The organism is Spirosoma profusum (assembly GCF_014699005.1).
Lineage (GTDB): Bacteria > Bacteroidota > Bacteroidia > Cytophagales > Spirosomataceae > Spirosoma > Spirosoma profusum.
In genome coordinates this window covers 1-19,007 of record NZ_JACWZY010000017.1, presented here as the reverse complement: position 1 = coordinate 19,007, position 19,007 = coordinate 1, and the positions used below count along the sequence as shown (strand labels likewise).

At 47.2% G+C, this 19,007-nt stretch carries 14 protein-coding genes; 9 read left to right on the top strand and 5 right to left on the bottom strand.

Going from position 1 to position 19,007, the window contains the following annotated elements:
- Positions 1-25 precede the first annotated feature (25 nt).
- Positions 26-1,987, bottom strand: coding sequence for a histidine kinase (locus tag IC229_RS19070; protein ID WP_190888605.1), 1,962 nt, complete (start codon positions 1,985-1,987; stop codon positions 26-28).
- Positions 1,988-2,307: 320 nt separating this feature from the next.
- Between IC229_RS19070 and IC229_RS19065 the strand changes: the two genes are divergently transcribed.
- Together IC229_RS19065 and IC229_RS19060 are read left to right on the top strand one after the other, a co-directional pair.
- Complete coding sequence (locus IC229_RS19065) at positions 2,308-2,691, top strand: hypothetical protein (protein WP_190888604.1); 384 nt, start codon at positions 2,308-2,310, stop codon at positions 2,689-2,691.
- Positions 2,692-2,743: 52 nt separating this feature from the next.
- Positions 2,744-3,208 (top strand): hypothetical protein, encoded by a 465-nt coding sequence (locus tag IC229_RS19060; RefSeq protein WP_190888603.1) that lies wholly within the window; start codon positions 2,744-2,746, stop codon positions 3,206-3,208.
- A 77-nt stretch (positions 3,209-3,285) separates the two neighbouring features.
- Here IC229_RS19060 and IC229_RS19055 read toward each other — a convergent pair whose 3' ends face one another.
- Positions 3,286-5,061, bottom strand: coding sequence for an ABC transporter ATP-binding protein (locus IC229_RS19055; RefSeq protein ID WP_190888602.1), 1,776 nt, complete (start codon positions 5,059-5,061; stop codon positions 3,286-3,288).
- 180 nt (positions 5,062-5,241) lie between these two features.
- Here IC229_RS19055 and IC229_RS19050 point away from each other — a divergent pair, with 180 nt between their 5' ends.
- Positions 5,242-6,477, top strand: a complete 1,236-nt coding sequence (locus tag IC229_RS19050; RefSeq protein WP_190888601.1) for a DUF2264 domain-containing protein — start codon at positions 5,242-5,244, stop codon at positions 6,475-6,477.
- An 81-nt stretch (positions 6,478-6,558) separates the two neighbouring features.
- Here IC229_RS19050 and metG read toward each other — a convergent pair whose 3' ends face one another.
- Positions 6,559-8,622, bottom strand: coding sequence for a methionine--tRNA ligase (gene metG, locus IC229_RS19045; RefSeq protein ID WP_190888600.1), 2,064 nt, complete (start codon positions 8,620-8,622; stop codon positions 6,559-6,561).
- Between the two features lie 210 nt (positions 8,623-8,832).
- Between metG and IC229_RS19040 the strand changes: the two genes are divergently transcribed.
- Positions 8,833-9,852, top strand: a complete 1,020-nt coding sequence (locus IC229_RS19040) for an NAD-dependent epimerase/dehydratase family protein (RefSeq protein ID WP_190888729.1) — start codon at positions 8,833-8,835, stop codon at positions 9,850-9,852.
- A 114-nt stretch (positions 9,853-9,966) separates the two neighbouring features.
- Positions 9,967-11,373, top strand: a complete 1,407-nt coding sequence (locus IC229_RS19035; protein ID WP_190888599.1) for a tetratricopeptide repeat protein — start codon at positions 9,967-9,969, stop codon at positions 11,371-11,373.
- 151 nt (positions 11,374-11,524) lie between these two features.
- On the opposite strand, the gene IC229_RS19030 is transcribed toward IC229_RS19035, so the two are convergent.
- Both IC229_RS19030 and mtaB read right to left on the bottom strand, forming a co-directional pair.
- Positions 11,525-12,121: a hypothetical protein gene (locus IC229_RS19030; protein WP_190888598.1), complete on the bottom strand. Its 597-nt coding sequence runs from the start codon at positions 12,119-12,121 to the stop codon at positions 11,525-11,527.
- A gap of 89 nt (positions 12,122-12,210) precedes the next feature.
- Complete coding sequence (gene mtaB / locus IC229_RS19025) at positions 12,211-13,563, bottom strand: tRNA (N(6)-L-threonylcarbamoyladenosine(37)-C(2))-methylthiotransferase MtaB (protein ID WP_190888597.1); 1,353 nt, start codon at positions 13,561-13,563, stop codon at positions 12,211-12,213.
- Between the two features lie 570 nt (positions 13,564-14,133).
- On the opposite strand from mtaB, the gene IC229_RS19020 reads away from it, so the two are divergent.
- The 4 genes from IC229_RS19020 (at position 14,134) to IC229_RS19005 (ending at position 18,851) form a co-directional block, all read left to right on the top strand.
- The gene (locus tag IC229_RS19020) at positions 14,134-15,168 is read left to right on the top strand and encodes a glutamine synthetase beta-grasp domain-containing protein (RefSeq protein ID WP_190888596.1); all 1,035 of its coding nucleotides are present in this window, start codon (positions 14,134-14,136) and stop codon (positions 15,166-15,168) included.
- Positions 15,169-15,327: 159 nt separating this feature from the next.
- Positions 15,328-15,648, top strand: a complete 321-nt coding sequence (locus IC229_RS19015) for a hypothetical protein (RefSeq protein ID WP_190888595.1) — start codon at positions 15,328-15,330, stop codon at positions 15,646-15,648.
- Positions 15,649-15,924: 276 nt separating this feature from the next.
- A complete protein-coding gene (locus IC229_RS19010) occupies positions 15,925-18,114 on the top strand; it encodes a glutamine synthetase III family protein (protein ID WP_190888594.1) in 2,190 nt (729 codons plus the stop codon).
- 176 nt (positions 18,115-18,290) lie between these two features.
- Positions 18,291-18,851 (top strand): hypothetical protein, encoded by a 561-nt coding sequence (locus tag IC229_RS19005; RefSeq protein ID WP_190888593.1) that lies wholly within the window; start codon positions 18,291-18,293, stop codon positions 18,849-18,851.
- Positions 18,852-19,007 lie beyond the last annotated feature (156 nt).

Here is a 19,007-nt window from a genome sequence, read left to right as displayed (position 1 = left end):
TTCGCTCTTTCACTCTTTCGCTCATTTAAATTGGTATACTCAGCGTAACTTTTGTCCCGGCGGGCTGACCCTGCGTATCGACTAAATCAGTAACTACAATGTTGGTCTGAATCTGGTAAAGTTGATTAATCAGGTTAATACGGTCGGCTGTGATTTTCATACCGAACGACTTTTGTTTGGTGGCCGACTTACTCTTGTACTCAGCTGCTTTCTCCCGTCCAATGCCATCGTCGGTAATCTCGATCTGTAATATGCCGTCCTGCGGCTGATGAACGTCTATAAGTACAGTTCCGCCTTCTTCTTTATGCATGAGACCATGCCAGATAGCATTTTCTACAAACGGTTGCAACAACAGAGGTGGAATCTGCACCGAGCCTGTATCTAGCTGAGGATCAATGTCGATTCGATAGTGAAGTTTCTGCGGGAATCGCATAGCTTCCATGTCGAAATAGAGTTGCAGCGTTTCGAGTTCGTTATCGAGTGTAACTTTTTCCGACCGGGAGTTTTCCAGTACTAACCGAATGAGCCGGGAGAATTTACTTAGATACCCAGATGCTTTTTCAGAATCGTTTTGGGCAGTGAAAAACTGAATGGAATTGAGGCAATTGAAAATAAAATGCGGATTCATCTGTGAACGTAGCGCTGCCATTTCGGTTTCGGCGATACGTTGCTGAAACCGCGCCTGCTCCGTTGCCAGAACCGATTCAGTGTGTTTCTTTTCATCTTTCAGCAATTGAGTTCGCCTTCCCAGAGCCACCGACAGGCAAAACACTTCCAGCAATATTCCAAGCCCTGAATAAAAAGCAGGATTCGTATAAATCAGGCTGGTTGACCATCCTCTGTAGAAACTGCTGATAATAATGCTCCCCACAAATCCCATAGCCAGTAACAGGGATCCAACCAGTACGTAGCCACGTAGCGGATGGCGGCTCACGTAAATAATACGGACGATTAACAGGATAATCACTACGTTCACCAGATTTAGAACCAGGTGGGTGCGCGTGTAATAAACGGCGAGAACTTTATATGAATCGAAAAATGCCAACAGTAGCAACCAGATGATGATTATTAAAATGAAATAGATAGTCCAGATGCGAAGCGCCATTTGAATGATCTTTTGGGATTCATCGACTTCCAGCAGCGCACAGATAAAGCGCAGGTAAGTATATTCCATACCAACAACCAGAAATGGGATCGCGAATAAGAGTACCGTGGGCTGGTTTGGCAGGATCAGTCCCGTTGAAAAAACGTTTTCTTCAGCTCGAAACAGATAGGCAAATGTGAAGAGCAAATAAAATCCATACCACCAGTAAGCCTTGTCGGGGCTAGTGAAATACTGAAACAGCCAGAAACAGGCCAGAAGCAGCAGACACGAAAGGGTGCCAATGAGAAATAGGAAAAACGGTTGCTCAAGGCTTTTCTGTTCGTATAAAAAAGCGCGGTAAACAACTGGGTCAAACAACGTCAGTGGTAACGAATTATAATGTCTTGTACTGACTATTCGCAGGTAAAACAGATTATTTTGGTTAGGTAACAAAGGCAGCGAAACAGCTTTGTAACTGTTCGTTATGGCCGATAAATGGTTTTTGGGCAGCACCGAGCCGGCCTGTTCCAAAAGTTGGAGCCGACCATTTTTGAGCCGATACAGTTGAAGGGAAGGCTGGGGACCAGCATACAAAATGATGGATGATAGCTCGCGTACAGGGCCAATTGTGAAGCGAATCCATCCATTTCGGACGTTTTTCTTCAGAAATACTTTAAGAGCGGCTCCCTCCGGAAAGCGTCCGAAAACAGTAGGCGGCCGCGCCTGATTGGGAAAAAAATCGACGTCATCATCCTCCACAAAAGCTACCTGTTGGCGAATATCCAGTCCGTTTGTCGGTAAGTGCCCTGGCCGTACACTGATGATCGGTTGGCCAAACAGATTTCCACTGGTTCCGAACAACCAGAAACCTAATAAGAAGCAGCGGATCAGCTGATTAGCCATCAAAGCTAGAGGATAAGTATACGTATCGAACCTACAGTATAAAATCCTCTTTCACAAACGCTACCCCGCCAGTTGTCGCAATGACAGGGCGAATGGTGGGTTATAAAGGGTTATTGGTTTTGAATACGTTTCTAGAGGACTAACTAAACGTACCGTTCGCTCTTTCACCCCGAAAATCGGTTCACTCACCCCGAAAAGCCCGCAGTTTACCCTAAGTCGCTGGCTTTAAAGTGCTCACATCGTGCAACTTAGCAGTGGTTAAAGCCTTTCCTAATAGGGTTGACCAAGTCTATTCACACCATTTTTAAACCAAACAAACCATGAAAACGCCATTTGCGCTTCTATCCGCTTTTGTAGGGATCGCTGTGTTTACCCAATTAACCTCTGCCCAGTCTACCAACATCCCGATACCGGATAACCTCACGACGATTGAGTTGCCTTCACCAGTTTCTAAGGTTTCAGCTCGGTCGCAGACTCCGGCAGTTGGATTCTGGGTCGTTGAAAATTCACCCGGTCTGGGTCGGCAAACGCTCGTTCATTATTACGCCGATCAGTGGACGCTACTGCAAACTGACTCGCTAGCCCTCCGACGATTAAATCTTAAAAATCGCCGGACAACCAACGAGTTAAATCAACGACTCCAGGTGCTGCTCACGCATTTTTCTACTAATCGTCATCAACTGGCAGGCCCAAAACATCGCTAATCAGTGAATATTCTTTAGTTCTTTTTCAATTCATCCATAACCATAAGTAATCATGAAACGCAATGTAGTTTTTCTGACTGTGCGCCTGAGCGCATTCCTTCTGCTGAATTTAATTGGGCACGTATCAGCCTCGGCGCAGACCTATAATGGTGCCGACCGTTTGAGAGCCACACCTAAAGGACTGGATGCCGTTATTTGGGCGCCCAAATTAACGCCGTTTGTTATGCGGATTCACTTCCGCAATCCACACCCAGATGAAGTCCGAATAGTCATTCGTGATGAGAAAGGACGCATCTACTACGACGAAGGGTCGATGAAGCGAGTTTATGCGGGACGTTATGACGTATCGGCGTTGCCCACCGGCCAGTATCGGGTCGAACTCAGTTGTGGAGCAGACCGTTTTGTACAGTCGTTTACGGTCAATCCGCCAGTGCACGGCTATATTACAATGGCTACTCAGGATAACAACACACTATCCGATATCCCGCTAGTCCGACAAACGGGTACTAATAATTGATGTACAATAAGGGTAAAAAAGGTAGTGGTCCAGGTTTGAGAATCTGGACCACTACCTTTTGTCTTTCATACTCAATCTCAAACCATTTCTTTGTATTGCATCCGGTACAGATTGGCGTAGAAACCTTCGTGCTGAAGCAGTTCTTCGTGCGTACCCTGCTCAACGATACGTCCTTTATCAACCACAATGATGTTGTTTGCTTTCTGAATGGTGCTCAGTCGGTGCGCAATCACGATGGCGGTACGTCCTTTCATGAGTTTGCTGATGGCGTTCTGAATCATCTCTTCCGTTTCGGTATCGACCGACGACGTAGCTTCGTCCAGCACGATAATTTTGGGGTCCTGCACCATCGCCCGTACGAACGAAATCAACTGCCGCTGACCTACCGAAAGTGTCGAACCGCGTTCCATTACGTTGTACTGATACCCACCCGGAAGTCGCTCGATGAATTCGTGCACACCAACCAGTTTGGCCGCTTCCACAATTTTTTCGTGACTAATGGATTTGTCGCCCAACGTAATGTTGTTTTCAATAGTGTCCGAAAACAGGAAAACATCCTGTAATACGACACCGATATTCCGGCGCAGGTGTCCCAGTTCGTAATCGTGAATATCAACACCATCGACTGTAATTTCTCCTTTATTGATGTCATAAAAACGGCTCAGTAGATTGATAATGGATGATTTACCCGCGCCTGTAGCACCCACAAAAGCCACTGTGTCGCCCGCTTTCACCTGAAACGAAATGTCACGTAACACCCAATTCTCTTCGTTATAGGCAAACCATACGTTATTAAATGCTACGTCGCCACGTAGTGTCGATGGTGCATACGTACCGTTGTCTACAGTAAATTCGTCGCTATCAAGTAGTTTCAAAATTCGGTCGGTGCTGACAATGCCCATCTGCAACGTATTGAACCGATCGGCCAGCATCCGAATGGGGCGAAAAAACAGGTTTATAAAAATCACGAAGGCCGTAACAGTCCCGAACGTAACGTCGGCATGAATAATCTGCGTAGCACCGTACCAAACAACTAAGCCAACGGCAACGGCTGAAATAATATCGGCAACCGGGTAATAAATCGAGTAATACAGAATTGAACGAATGTTGGCGTCTCGGTGCTCGCTGTTGATGACCCGGAATTTTTCGGCTTCGATTTTCTCGCTGCCAAAAATCTGGACAATGTTCATACCCGTGATATGCTCCTGTACAAACGAGTTCAGGTTGGCCACTGCGGTACGTACCAGGTTGAACGATTTCTTGATTTTTTCTTTAAACACATACGTACTGAACAGCATCAGCGGAATCGTCGACAGGCTGATCGCGGCCAGCCGCCAGTCGGTGTAGAACATCACGCCGATGATGAGTACTAATTGCAAAATATCGCCAGCAATGGCGGCCATACCTTCACTGAACACGTCGGCCAGCGTCTCGACGTCCGAAATGGAGCGGGTTACCAGACGGCCAATGGGTGTATTATCGAAGAATTTCAGGCGCAGGTTCAGGATTTTTCGATAAAGCTGCGTGCGTATGTCGCGAATAACGTACTGCCCTAGCCATCCCGACAGATACGTATTGAAAAATTGAATAACGGCCTGCACAACCAATACGCCAATCATCACCACCAGCATCGTAGTCAGTTTCTGGTAATCGCCCACAGAAATGACGTTATCAATGGTATAACGGATCAGGAGTGGGATAAGGGGCGCTAAACAAGCTGACAGCAGAATGATGCCAACCAGCAAAAAAAATCGAACTTGATACGGCTTTACAAACGCATACAGCCGACGGAGGATAGCCCAGTCAAAAATCCGACCGGATGTAGATTCAGCACCTTTTTGTTCTTGGCTCACAGGAGAAATGCAATGGCGAGTTTGGTGAGTGAGTTCAGTGGAGCGCTCCGCTGAACTCACTCAGTTTGATATGTAACAGCGTTTTTAGACTGAACGTTTCCGGTTTAATGATTGCTCGTAAAAACAGTAAAAAGGCCATCTAAAGATTCTTTTAATGATATTCTTCCGAATAGTAAGTTAATGAACCGACGCACTTTTACCCGGTTAGCCGCTACGTTGCCCATAGGCTTTTCGACTCACGAATTACTCCAGCCAACGCTTGTTTTACCAGTCAACGACGACCGAACGTACTGGCTCCAACTCATACAGAAAATTGCTAACCCTGTCTTAACGGCGCTGGCACAAAACCAGTTGAAAGCCACCATGCCGGTCGAATCGGCATCGGGGCAACAGGCTGGTCGCGTGCTGGTGTCGCATCTGGAGGCATTGGGTCGAACGATGGCCGGCATTGCGCCCTGGCTCGAATTGGGTGGCGATGATTCGGCGGAAGGACGTCTACGTAAACAGTATCTGGATTTAGCCCGGAAAGCGATTGCCAACGGCGTAAATCCGCAATCGCCCGATTATCTGAATTTTACGAAAGGCGGTCAACCTTTGGTCGATGCGGCTTTTCTGGCGCACGGCATGCTACGTTCCCCGAAACTCTGGAGCATTCTGGACAAAAACGAGCAGGACAACGTAGTGAAAGCGTTGCAGGCGAGTCGGGTTATCAAACCGGGCTATAATAACTGGCTACTGTTCAGTGCGATGGTCGAAGCCGCTTTGTTGAAGTACACCGGTTCTGGCGATGAACTTCGCATGGACTACGCGATTCGCCAACATCAGGCCTGGTACAAGGGCGATGGTGCTTATGGCGATGGTCCTGATTTTCACTGGGATTATTACAACAGCTACGTCATTCAGCCCATGTTGCTGGACGTAGTGAAAACGCTGGTAGATACCGGGAAAGGGGATAAAAATCTGCTTGATACGTTGTTGATCCGCGCACAGCGTTACGCCATGATTCAGGAGCGATTGATTGGGCCCGATGGGTCATTTGCCGCTTTCGGCCGATCGTTAGCGTATCGGTGTGGCGCGTTTCAATTGCTGGCTCAGATATCCCTACTACGTAGCTTGCCTTCCGAATTGTCGCCCGGACAGGCACGGTCGGCGCTTACGGCAGTGATACGTCGTACAATGGACGCACCCGGTACGTTCGACGGAAAAGGCTGGCTGCAAATTGGTTTATGCGGCCATCAGCCCGCTATTGGTGAAACCTATATTTCGACGGGAAGCCTGTACTTGTGTTCGGTAGCGTTTCTGCCACTTGGCCTGCCCGAAACCGACCCGTTCTGGGCATCACCTTCAACTGACTGGACAGCGAAAAAAATATGGTCGGGCCAGAATATGCCGGTCGACCATGCTATTAAGGGGTAATTAGTTAATCAAAGAATAGTAAACAGAAAGCTGCAATTCTGAAGCATTGCGGCTTTCTGTTTGTTAATAGAATCCCGTGTTTTAACTCACCGTTCCACCGTTCCAGACGGATTCTCCGGGGGTGATGAGTGAAAGTTTTCCGTCACGGTCTTCGGCCATCAGAATCATGCCCTGCGACTCCAGTCCCATCATTTTTCGAGGGGCCAGATTGGCCAGAAACGTTACCTGCTTGCCGATGACTTCTTCGGGCGTAAAATGCTTGGCAATACCACTCAGAATCTGACGTCCGCCCAAACCATCATCAACCTTCAGTTTGAGGAGTTTATCACTTTTCGGAACGCGCTCAGCTTCGGTAATCGTGCCGATACGAATGTCCATTTTGGCAAAATCATCGTACGTAATCTCCGACCGGATTTCCGGTACGTTCTTGGTTTCTAATTCATTCATTCGTTTGGCATTCAGCAATTTCTGAATCTGTTTGTTTATTTCGTCGTCTTCAATTTTGGCGAAAAGTAAATCGGCTGGCCCGGCGGGGGCCTGTCCTAACACGTGCCTTTCTACTAGTAAATCCGCTCGGCCGGCATTGGTCCAGTTAAAATTCTCTGTAATGGCTAGTTGGGCTCTTATTTTTTCGGCTGTGAACGGCAGAAACGGTTCGCAGACGATACTCAGATTCGCTGTAATCTGAAGCGCAATGTTCAGGATCGTGTGTGCCCTTTGCGGGTCGGTTTTAATGGCTTTCCAGGGCTCGGTTTCGGCCAGGTATTTGTTGCCCAGCCGTGCCAGATCCATCAAATACCCCAGTGCTTCCCGGAATCGATACGTAGCAATAGACTGCCCGATACGGTCAGGGAATTGCGCGAGTTCGTCCAACACCTGTTTGTCGTAATCAGTTAGTTCGCTACGTAATGGTACGTGTCCTTCAGCCATTTTGTGTGTCAGAACCACGGCCCGGTTCACGAAATTGCCCAGAATACCAACTAGCTCGGAGTTATTACGGGCCTGAAAATCTTTCCAGGTGAATTCCGAATCTTTGGTTTCGGGCGCATTGGCGGCTAATACGTAACGTAGTACGTCCTGCTTGCCCGGCATCTCATCCAGATACTCGTGCAGCCAGACCGCCCAGTTGCGCGACGTACTGATTTTGTCGCCTTCGAGGTTCATGAACTCGTTGGCTGGTACGTTGTCGGCCAGAATGTAGCTGCCGTCGGCCATCAGCATAGCTGGGAAAATGATGCAGTGGAACACGATATTGTCTTTACCGATGAAATGCACCAGTTTGGTGTCCTTGTCGCGCCAGTACAATTCCCAGTCGCGGCCCTGTTGTTCAGCCCATTCCTTGGTCATCGAGATGTATCCGATAGGTGCATCGAACCAAACGTAGAGCACTTTACCTTCGGCATCGGGAAGCGGTACTTTAATGCCCCAATCGAGGTCGCGGGTCATAGCGCGCGGACGTAGCCCTTCTTTCAGCCACGACTGGCATTGGCCAAATACGTTCGTTTTCCACTCGGTATGACTGTTGACGTATTCCTCGATTTTTGGCTGCATCCGGTCCAGCGGCAGAAACCAGTTTTTGGTGGAACGCATCACCGGTTTAGAGCCCGACAACGTAGAATGCGGCTCAATCAACTCTGTGGGGCTGAGAGCTGTACCACAACGTTCGCACTGGTCACCATAGGCATTTGGATTACCGCATACCGGGCACGTACCAACAATATAGCGGTCAGCCAGAAATTGTCCGGCCACCTCGTCGTAATACTGCTCCGTCACTTCCTCGTCGAAATCACCATTGTTGTAAATTTTCAGAAAAATCTCCTGCGACGTTTCGTGGTGAATCTGGTTAGATGTGCGCGAGTAAATATCGAACGAGATGCCGAAGTCGCTGAACGCCTGTTTAATCTGGACGTAGTACTTATCAACGACCTGCTGGGGAGTCAGCCCTTCTTTTTTGGCTCGAATGGTAATGGGTACACCATGCTCGTCGGTACCGCTGATGAACGCAACATCTTTGCCTGTTAAGCGCAGATAACGTACATAAATATCGGCAGGGAGGTAGCATCCGGCAATGTGGCCGATATGAATCGGACCATTGGCATAAATAAGGGCCGCCGTAACCGTGTATCGTTGTGGGTTTTCTAACATCAGTGAGTCGATAGTCGTCAGTCGATAGACTTTAGACTACCGACTAATTTTGGCAAAATTAGCAATTCAGGCCCGAACGTTGTTATGTTTACGCAATTGCGTAAATACGTATTTATGTAATTGCGTATTTGCGCAAAGGACGAGCTAGCATGGAGAACAACGTTCCGAATACGAATAATTTCCCTAATAGGGTTGAAATCAAAAATTCAATTGACCTCATCACTACGTAATACCGTTTTCATTACCGGCGCTACCGGCTTCATCGGCTCGCACATTGCCCGGCGTTATCTGGCTGAGGGATATAACGTAGCAGCCTTATATCGTTCGGAACGAGGCTATGGGATGTTGAGCGACGTAGCAGACCAGATTCGCTGGCACGAAGGCGACGTACTGGATATTCCTTCACTCGAATCGGTGATTATTTCAGACATAGATGTGATTCATGCGGCTGCTATTGTTTCGTTTGTGCCCAAAGATCGCGACCGAATGGAACGTATCAATGTAGAAGGTACAGCCAACGTAGTGAACGTCTGCCTGAAAGCTGGCGTAGGGAAATTGGGTTACGTTAGTTCTGTAGCCGCCGTTGGTCGGCCAGCAGCAAAAATAGAGGGTAACGTAGTAACGATTGATGAAACGCAGAAATGGGAAGATTCGCCCAATAACTCCGTTTACGCCAAAACCAAATACCGGGCTGAGCTGGAAGTCTGGCGCGGTGTGGCCGAAGGGCTGAATACCGTGATGGTAAATCCATCGGTCGTGCTTGGCGTTGGCGATTGGCAACGTAGCAGTCTACAACTTATTAAATACGTATACGACGAACGCCCATTTTATCCGGCGGGTCTAATCAACTACGTTGATGTGCTCGACGTAACGGATACGCTGGTCAGATTGATGCAATCGGACGTATCAAACCGGCGGTTCATTCTGAATGGGGGCACCATTCCGTACCGAACATTGTTAGAACAAGTAGCAACTGCTCTGGGCAAACGTCCGCCAACCATGCGGATACCGCCCGCGCTGACAAAACTGCTCTGGCCACTGGAAGCCGTACGAGCGTGGATACTGGGGAAATCTCCTCTGATAACGCGCGAAACAGCCCGGTCGGCGAGTGCGTTATACGAGTACGACGGGCGGCAGATTGGGCAGGTGCTTGATTTTCAATACCGACCATTGAGTGATACGTTACGGCGGATAAGTGACGCGTTAAAAGCGTCTCCACCGTCGGTGTAAATTTTGCCAATGGGGTGTTGGATTTTCAATATTTTGGTTTAAATTTCACTGCCAAAGGATAAACCGAGCCAATGGCTTCGGCCCCTATCCGCCCCACAATTTTAAGGCAATAGTATGGAGCAAGAGTTCGAAGAACGAGAAGGCGATATTAAAGAATCTATCCGGCGTTTCGAGCAGATGCTGGACCAGCAACAAAGCCAGTTTTTCGATCTGGATGTCTACGAACAAATGGTTGAGCATTACCTCAATCAGGGCGATTTAGACAAGGCACTTAAAGCTGCCGAATCCGGTCTGGAAAATTTCCCTTACGCGCTGGAGTTGATGCTCGACAAAGCCCAGATTCTGGCTAATTTTCAACGGTTCGACGAATCGCTGGAGTTACTGGAACGGGCTTCTTTGTTTAACCCCGGCGACCTCGACGTACCATTTATGCAGGGCTCTGTTCTGAACATGGCGGGCCGGTACGAAGAGTCGATTCAGGTGTTGGAAGACTTACTCGACCGCGCCGAAGACAAAGATGATATTCTGTTTCAACTGGGGCAGAGTTATCAGAACTGGGGTAAGTATGATGAAGCCATTACGCAGTATAAAAAGTCGATTGCGCTGAATATAAACAACGAAAATGCCCTGTACGAACTGGCATTCTGCCTCGACGTAACGGGTGAGTTGGAGAACAGCCTTTCGTATTATCAGCAACTCATCGATACCGATCCGTATTCGTATAATGCCTGGTATAACATGGGTATTGCCTATAGCAAGCTGGCCCGTTACGCCGAAGCGGCTGAAGCCTACGATTATGCGGTGTTGATCAAGGAAGATTTTGCGTCGGCGCATTTCAACCTCGGTAATACGTACATGAATCTGGGGTTGTTTGAGAAAGCTGAGCATTGTTACCGCGAAACGCTTAAATACGAAGAGCCAACCGCTGATACGTACTGCCACTTAGGAGCTAGCATAGAAAAACAGGATCGTTTGCCCGAAGCTATCAAGGAATACCGCGAAGCCATTCGTTTGGATTCCATGTGGGACGAAGCCTGGTACGGGATTGGCGTTTGCCTGAGTGAAACGGGTAAATGGTATGAATCGCTGCCGTTTTTGCAGAAAGCCATCAAATTGAATGATCAGAATGGCGATTATTACATTGCGCTGGCCGAGACCGAATACAAAGTCGGTAACGTATTATCAAGCGTAGAAGCGTTTGAGAAAGCGGCCGAGGTCGATTCTGAAAACCCGGATGTGTACCTGACATGGTCGCTGGTTCCCTTCGATCAGGGGGATTTCCTACGGGCTAACGACATTATTCAGTCGGGCATCAGTGATATGCCAACCGAAGCCGATTTGTACTATCGTTCAGCAATTTACCTGATTCATGCCGGACATTATCGCGAAGCGTTGATTCAACTGGAAGCCGCGCTCTCGCTCGATTACGATGCACACGTACAGTTGTTCGAGTTTTTCCCTGAACTGGAAAAACAGAAAGCACTCTACAAGATTATTCAACAGTATAAGAAGGATAGTTAGCCTTCATTCTACCTAGTAAAAAGGCCGTCTCTGTACAGAGACGGCCTTTTTACTACATTTTTGTCATGCTGACGAAGGAAGCATCTTAAAGCATCCCAACAATCTATTTATGATACTTTAAGATGCTTCCTTCGTCAGCATGACAAAAAACTTACTTCTGATTAAGCTGTGCTACCGCTTTTACAATCTCATTCTGATTTAGATAAGCGTCGGATAATTTTCGCCCCGATTTCTCCTGAAAATCGTAGAACCACTTATTCAACTTATTTAACGAAGTAAATTTGTGTAAGTCATCGTTTTCGTCCAATACATACAATTGATATCCTATTTTACCACGATCCTCATCAACCACAAACATGCGATCCAGAATCATGGTAGCACCATCGGTTAACTGACGGTAAAGACGGTTTCCAAATCGAAAAAAAATAGTGGAGTCCCTACGATTCGTCACCAACGTATCAGCTCCCGCCAACGCTAACCGACGAATCATAGACGCACCAATTTTTTGACGGGTAGCCTGACTAGTAGCCCGATACGTAAAATTCGACCTTCCATTCGACTGGAAGCGGCCTTTCAGCAACGTACCGTCCCGGAGCAGTGCAACACCGTCGTGATATTTGTAATTGATTGGAGGAGGGGTATTTGTTGGAATATACACCGTAGTTGGCGCAGGATGCTTAGAACCTTGTGCCCAGGTGAACGTAGTAGCGCAGAGCAGAACTAAACAAGAAAGCAGGACAGATCTCATAACGTAGTTGTTTTAGTAGCCAATCAGTTGATGATTATTAGCTAAAATAAAAAACAAATGAGAATATTGCAATACTTCATTCTGATTCATCAATGCACTTCCAGAACGCTCTCTGGTTCAATTACTTCCATCAACCCATCCACACTAATAGCTGTTAAATGAACCGCTACTGTTTCGTTGATGAGCAATGGATCGTATTTGGCGACAACTCGTACATAATTTTCCGTAAAACCCTGCATCAATCCGTTTTCCACATCTTCCTCAAACAGCACCGTCGCATCCCGTCCCACCTGCGATTCATAAAACGCACGCCGTTTCTTGTCCGATAAAATATGCAGCATTTTCGACCGCTCGGCCCGAACATGTGCTGGCACTATGGGCATTATATCAATTGCTGATGTATTAGGTCGTTCAGAATAAGTAAATACGTGCAGATAGGAAACTGGTAGTTCATTCAGAAACTGATACGTTTCTTTGAACGCTACGTCCGTTTCGCCGGGATGCCCCACAATCACATCAACGCCAATGCAGGCGTGCGGCATCAACTCCTTGATTTTCTGAACCCGATCAACGTAGAGTTCGCGTTTGTAGCGACGGCGCATGAGGCCAAGCACTTTGTTACTTCCCGATTGCAGCGGTACGTGGAAATGCGGTACAAACCGCTTCGACTGCGCTACAAACTGAATAATCTCGTCGGTCAGCAGGTTCGGCTCGATGCTCGAAATGCGAAAACGATCGATACCTGCTACGTTGTCAAGTGCTTTGATCAGGTCAAGAAACGTTGCCTGCCGGTGGCCATCAATCAGGCCAAAATCACCGATGTTAACGCCCGTCAGTACAATTTCCTTAACGGCAGCGGCCGACCGACCACGTTCCGCGATTTCATGAGCAACCCGTACTACGTTAGCCACTGTATCGGAGCGACTTTTGCCACGTGCCAGTGGGATTGTACAATAGGCACAGGGGTAATCGCAGCCATCCTGCACCTTCAGGAACGTACGGGTGCGGTCGTTGAGCGAGTAGGAAGCGTGATACTCAATGGCATTTTCGATAGGTGAGTTAAATACCTGAGCTGGCTGGCCCGTTGGCACTTTCTCGAACGTCGACATAAGTTCGTGCAGGCGGAATTTCTCGGATGCACCCAACACGGCATCGACTCCCGGAATTTTTGAAATCTCTTTTGGCTTTAACTGAGCGTAGCAACCGAGTACCGCAACGTAACCGTCGGGATTGATTTTTTGCGCTTCGCGGACAATTTTCCGGCATTTTTTGTCGGCATTGTCCGTCACGGAGCAGGTATTGATGATGAAAATATCAGGCTGCTGATTGAACTCCACCCGTTCGTACCCATGCTGTTCCATCAGGCGGGCCAGCGTAGAGGTTTCGGAGAAGTTCAGCTTACAACCAAGTGTATAAAAAGCTACTTTTTTCACGGTATTCATTGATAAACAGTTTACCGAATCCTTGTTTCATTAGCTTATAGAAATCAGGTAGTTACCTAAATCTATACGTTACGGCCGGTAAACTCATTGAATTGAGAAACTTATAGTCCGCAAAATTACGAAAAATAGCAGTCTGTTAACGGCTAGTTTCGTTACGTTGTTTATTGAACGTAGCACTTGTTATCGACGTAATACTGCTACGTTGTTAGCAGAACGTAGCGTGCCAAATCCTTGCAAATAGAAACTTAAGGTAATAGACTTGATCAATCAGAAAAAAGCTGTTTTTGTATAAAAGATAGATTATAGGAGCTAAACTGTCTAATTTTTAAGGAATTACCAGATGAATAACCATTTTTTGAACAAAATGACCTACTTATTAGAAGCCAGAGAATTTTTCAGGAAACTAGTGTGATTTACTGTACTGAACGAATTTTAATTATAATATTTCCATAAAAACAGTAAAAAATACGGTTAAACCCTAAAATGACATTTATTTTTTATGGTGATACCACATTATATTTGCTGAAAGTATTGAGACAAAACCCCTTTTAATAAATTCACTTGTACATCATGGCAAAGGCGAAGTTAGAATACATTTGGCTCGATGGTTATAAGCCCACCCAAAGCTTACGTTCAAAAACCAAAATTGAAAGCGATTTTTCGGGTAACCTGGAAGACTGCCCTATGTGGTCGTTCGATGGTTCATCGACCGAACAGGCTCCAGGCGGTTCGTCTGACTGTTTGTTGAAACCCGTTTTCGTTTGTCCCGATCCGCAGCGTAAAAATGGTTACCTCGTTATGTGTGAGGTGCTTAACGCCGACGGAACAGCCCACGAGTCGAATGGCCGCGCTACGATTGAAGATGACGATAACGATTTCTGGTTCGGTTTCGAACAGGAGTATTTTCTGTGGGACGAATCAATCGATAAACCACTTGGATTTCCGGCAGAAGGCTTCCCAAAACGTGGTCAGGGTCCTTACTACTGTTCTGTAGGTGCAAAAAACGCTTATGGTCGGTATATTGTTGAAGAGCATCTGGATGCCTGCCTCGAAGCTGGTTTGAACGTAGAAGGTATCAATGCCGAGGTAGCAACGGGTCAGTGGGAATTCCAGATTTTTGCTAAAGGAGCTAAAGATGCGGGTGACCAGATTTGGGTGGCTCGGTACATTCTGGAGCGTATTGGTGAGAAATATGGTATTTCGATCAACTGGCACTGCAAACCACTGGGCGATACCGACTGGAATGGTTCGGGTATGCACGCGAACTTCTCGAACGGTACGTTGCGCACAGCTGGCAGCAAAGAAGTCTACGATAAAATCTGCACATCGTTTGGTCGTACTCCAGAAGTAATTAAGGCCTGTATCGATGTATACGGTGCTGATAACGAGATGCGTCTGACGGGCAAACACGAAACGCAATCGATTACCCAGTTCTCGTACGGCGTATCTGACCGTGGTGCTTCGATCCGTATCCCCATCGCTACGGTAGAACGCGGCTGGAAAGGTTGGTTGGAAGACCGTCGTCCGAACTCAGCTGCTGATCCATATAAAGTTGCCGCTGTAATTATCAAGACGGTTAAATCGGCTGATGCAGTTGAAGCATAAGCTAATTGATATAGTTTTCAAAGCCCGGCTGCGCAAGTGGCCGGGCTTTTTTATGTATTTAGTAATAAACAGCCCATTTAATCGAGTCTATGCAGGGCTGTTCTTACTTTTATTTACCTTTAAATCACAGTTTTCCTGAATCTTATTAACAACAAAGCTATGGAAGCGAAAGAATATGACTTCGAAGAGAAATGGAAGCAGATTGAAGAATCAAGTAAGGAGATATCTGGTACAGTTGGTGCGGTGGCAGGCGCATTAGTAGGTATTACTGTATTGAGTATCAGTGCTCCGGTAATGTACTTTACCAGGAAAGCCGCTGGAAAAGTAACCTCCGACGCCTTAAAAGAAGTCGGAGATAAAGTATTGACAAAGACCAAATGGATGAGTGAGTTTGGCCGGTTTACGGGCAAAAAATTCGGTCCCAAAGTGCTAGGAACAATTGTTTTTGGAGTAACGGGTTTGCTCTCCAGCGACGAATAGTCGCCAATTTACGCCATATGTATCAATTAAGCCGATTATGTCGGCTGTTCCAGGAAAACGCCCCCCCAGCCATATCGACAAATTGCCCAGGACGAGACTTTTAACTGTTGAGGAAGCGCAAAAACTATTTGCAGCAAGTCTTTGCTAACTGCTGCAAATGAACAGCGCTATTTACGCTCAGTTTTAGTTTTGGTTGATTCGCCTATAAGTGAAGAAAGTCGGATTGGTGTTGTATGTTTGGCTAAATTTTTCGACCTAAAACCCCAGACCGCATCAATGTCTAATTTTCGGTTTAAAGCCCTTGAAATTGCACAAAACCGCCAGGCCCTAGCCGTAGCTGCTCCCTCAGAACGAGTTGGCGATTTTTTTGGAAGTAATACGTTTAGTAATGAAGTGATGCGGGGGCTGCTGTCGCCCGAAGCTTATCTGAAAGTAACAGAAGCCATTAATACCAACGGGCAAATCGACCGCGCCATCGCCGATGAAGTTGCCGGAGCGATGAAGTCATGGGCTACATCGAAAGGTGCTACGCACTACACCCACTGGTTTCAGCCGCTGACGGGCGAAACGGCCGAAAAACACGACGCCTTTTTCGACGTGGGGGCGGATGGGAAGGCGATGGAAAAATTCAAAGGCAGTGCGCTGGTGCAACAGGAGCCCGATGCCTCATCATTTCCAAACGGCGGCTTACGTAATACGTTCGAAGCACGGGGCTACACTGGTTGGGACCCTAGCTCGCCCGCTTTTCTGATGGATAATGGGGCCGGCGGTAAAACGCTCTGTATTCCGTCGGTTTTTATCAGTTATACCGGCGAAGCGTTAGACTATAAAACACCACTGCTAAAAGCATTGAACGCTTTAGATAAGGCCGCCACTGCTGTCTGCCAGTATTTCGACCGGAACATCACGAAAGTAACGCCAACGCTTGGTCCTGAACAGGAATACTTTGTGGTCGACCGTGCCCTGTTTTACGCCCGCCCTGATTTAGTACTTGCCGGACGTACCGTATTTGGGCATCAGCCCGCTCGCGGGCAACAATTGGAGGACCATTACTTCGGTTCGATTCCGCCCCGCGTCAATGCGTTCATGGTCGATTTTGAGTTTGAATCGATGAAATTGGGTATGCCGGTACGTACCCGTCACAACGAGGTAGCGCCTGGTCAATTTGAAGTGGCTCCTACGTTCGAAGAAGTCAATCTCGCCATCGACCATAACGCGCTGCTGATGGATTTGATGGAAAAAATTGCTGAAAAGCATAACCTAAAGGTGCTTTTCCACGAGAAGCCTTTCGCAGGTGTCAACGGCTCTGGCAAGCACAACAACTGGTCGATGGGTACTAATACGGGTGTTAACTTGCTGGCTCCCAGTACTCGCCCGAAAGAAAGTCTGCGCTTTCTGACGTTTCTGGTCAACGTAATAAAAGCCGTTCATGACAACGCTGATCTGCTACGTGCCAGCATTGCATCGGCGGGTAACGAACACCGATTGGGTGCCAATGAAGCGCCACCGGCCATCGTTTCGGTATTTCTGGGCGAAACACTTACGCAGGCGCTCAATGACCTCGAAACCAAGTCGGAAGTGACGATCAACAAAGGCGATAATGTGTACTACAAACTCGGCCTGAACCGTATTCCGAGCCTGATGCGTGACAATACCGACCGTAACCGTACATCACCATTCGCTTTTACCGGAAACAAGTTTGAATTCAGAGCGGTCGGCAGTTCGGCCAATTCTGCTTCAACGATGACGGTACTGAACGCCATCGTCGCCGACCAGTTGACCAAGTTCAAAACCGACCTCGATTCTCGGTTGAGTAGGGGAGAGAAGAAAGAATTGGCAATTGTCGATATTCTAAAAGAATACTACGCGAACACCAAACGCATTCTGTTCGAAGGAAACGGTTATTCAGAGGAGTGGGTCGAAGAAGCAGCCGCGCGGGGCCTGTCGAACATCAAATCGTCGCCCGCTGCGCTGGGTGTATACGTATTACCCGAATCCCTGGCTCTGTTCGAACGGACAGGTATTATGAACCACGCCGAAGTGGAGTCGCGCTACGAGATCGAACTCGAAAAGTATATCAAAAATGTACAGATTGAGTCGCGCGTGATGGGCGATTTAGCCATGAACCACGTCGTATCGACGGCGCTCAAATATCAGAATAAACTGGCTGAAACGGCCCGAAATCTGGTTGAGTTGGGCATGGCCGCCGAAGCCGAACCCATCAAGGACATTCTCCGGGAAATATCAACGCGGGTGATAATCATCAAGAAAGGTGTGGAAGCCATGATTGAGTCGCGCAAAAAAGCAAACAACGTAGAGAACACCACTGAACGCGCGCGGCTGTATGCTACCGAAGTGAAGGACCACTTCGAGATAATCCGCTACGAGGTCGATAAACTCGAACAGGTTGTGGATGACGAAGACTGGCCGCTCGTGAAATATCGGGAGTTGTTGTTTGTGAAATAATTCTGAACCCGGATTTAGCAGATTTAGGGATTTTCTGAATATTGTTTTTCGCGTCCTTGAAGCGCTTAATCAATAGCAAAATTCAGAAAATCCCTAAATCTGCTAAATCCGGGTTCAGACAATCTTATAAATCCTTAAATCTGTGTAATCCCGGTTCAGAATAGTAGCTTTGTCACATGGGAAATTACAAAAACGAAGGGTACGACCCTGAAGAAATAAACCAACTCAAGGAAGAGTGCCTCCAGGAGGGTAAATCGTTCGTCTACGTTGAAGACGACGATCTGGACGTATTGGAAGAAGGCGAATGTGTACACATCCAGTTTCCGGGTAAATATCAGGGTACCGAAGTGATTTTTGATACGTTGGTCTATACACTCCGGCTTCATCACAGCAGTTTGGTATACGAAATGGCCGTCGAGCAGGTGCGTAAAACATATCCGGAATACGTACCACCGGAAGACCGCCAACTCAGTTATAAAATCGCTCCCGACCTGGAAGAAGAAGCCGAAACAGCCCTAACGGAGCTTATCGACGAACTCGAAGAAACCGAAGCCGTAAAAGTTCAGGAGCACGTAGAGGTCGATTTACAATCCGATTATGGCATTGCAATGGATGTCTGTTTGAACGTAGAGGAAATAACCGATGAAGTCATCGAAAATTTCATTCTCAACTTCAAAGCCAATACGTTAAACCTCGATACTACCCTGTACTCCTTCACGAGCGAGGAAGAAAATTAATGAGTAATGGATAATGAATAATGTACAATAGAGTAAATAAGCTTTCTCCACTCCGTGTTATTCATTATCCATTTTACATTGAACCTGTTTAAGGTTTAACAAAATACCCCCAATGAAGTATGAACTTTGTTTTGCCAAACGAATTCATACTGACTC